The sequence below is a fragment of the Niallia sp. MER 6 genome (genome assembly GCF_023714395.1).
Lineage (GTDB): Bacteria > Bacillota > Bacilli > Bacillales > Cytobacillaceae > Niallia.
Genome location: NZ_JAMAUK010000099.1, coordinates 1 through 1,067, shown reverse-complemented (window position 1 = coordinate 1,067; position 1,067 = coordinate 1). Strand labels below are relative to the sequence as shown.

Below are 1,067 nucleotides of genomic sequence, written 5' to 3'. Positions count from 1 at the left end.
ATTGAAGTTTAAATTCAGCTGTAAAAGTTCTACGTTGGCGCGGCATTGTACCAAGCTCCTTTGGGTTAGTATGTTTAGTGTACTAGCCCTTATAAATTCTGTCCAACTTAGTGTAGCCGATTCACAGTAAATTCTTCACCAACACCGGTACCAAAGATACCATTAATTATTTCACTATGATAAAAATACTGTCTCCCATTATATTCATATGTAGCAATGCATTTATTAAGTTTCACTTCTACCCCTAATTCCTCGAATGCTTCTCTTTTAGTACCTTCCTCAATAGTTTCTCCCTTTTCTATTCCACCACCAGGAAAAACATAATATGTGGAATCATTTCTTTCTCTCTTTATCAAACCAACCTTTTTATTTTCAACTATTATAACCGAACCTCTAATTCGCATTAATCAACTACATAGCTTTCATTGTTAAAGTAATGCTTTTCAAAAATCTTCTTAGCTCTTGAATCCAAATTTAAGGGTAATTCATTTAAAGAAAAATACTCTAATGCTAAACTTTCACCATCAGTCATTCGTAATTCTCCGAATGTGCTTTCCGATTCATAAACACAGATTACATTGTATACTTCATCACCATTAGGATATCTGAAATACAAATCTTTTCCTGATAAAACATCAATAAATTTTAACCCTTTTGATGTTAATCCAGTTTCTTCAAAGAGTTCACGTTCAGCTGTTTGTTGTAAACTTTCTCCAATTTCCATAGAACCACCTGGTAGCCCCCACTCTTTAGTATCCGATCTATGCTGTAGAAGAACCTCATTCTTATTTTTTAATACTACAATAGTAGACCCAACTAAAATGATTGGTTTATGGCCGACTGCAGATCTAATTTCTTTGACATAATCCATGTTAATTACCCCTTAAATGTATGTAGTTAATATAATTTCTATAGAAGTAATAATTTTCCTTCTTTAACAAAACTCCCTCAATAAACAAACACTTATCTCTTAAATACGCAGTTTTTCTCCATATTGCTATCTAACTTGTTTAACTTTATAGATTTGGTTATTGTGAAAAGATCATAAATAAGCATCTTATAAAGAA

2 protein-coding genes are annotated in these 1,067 nt (G+C 32.0%); both read right to left on the bottom strand.

Going from position 1 to position 1,067, the window contains the following annotated elements; genetic code table 11:
* Positions 1 to 107: 107 nt before the first annotated feature.
* Positions 108 to 404 carry an NUDIX domain-containing protein gene (locus M3600_RS28355; protein ID WP_251648569.1) on the bottom strand — a complete coding sequence of 99 codons (297 nt, stop codon included), beginning with the start codon at positions 402 to 404 and terminating at the stop codon, positions 108 to 110.
* Positions 404 to 871, bottom strand: coding sequence for an NUDIX hydrolase (locus M3600_RS28350; RefSeq protein ID WP_251648567.1), 468 nt, complete (start codon positions 869 to 871; stop codon positions 404 to 406). Before M3600_RS28350 ends, M3600_RS28355 begins: the two co-directional genes overlap by 1 nt.
* Positions 872 to 1,067: the final 196 nt, after the last annotated feature.

Excerpts from the sequence above, each read along its gene's own strand:
- M3600_RS28355 (WP_251648569.1), bottom strand. The coding sequence starts at position 404 with ATGCGAATTAGAGGTTCGGTTATAATAGTTGAAAATAAAAAGGTTGGT.
- M3600_RS28350 (WP_251648567.1), bottom strand. The coding sequence starts at position 871 with ATGGATTATGTCAAAGAAATTAGATCTGCAGTCGGCCATAAACCAATC.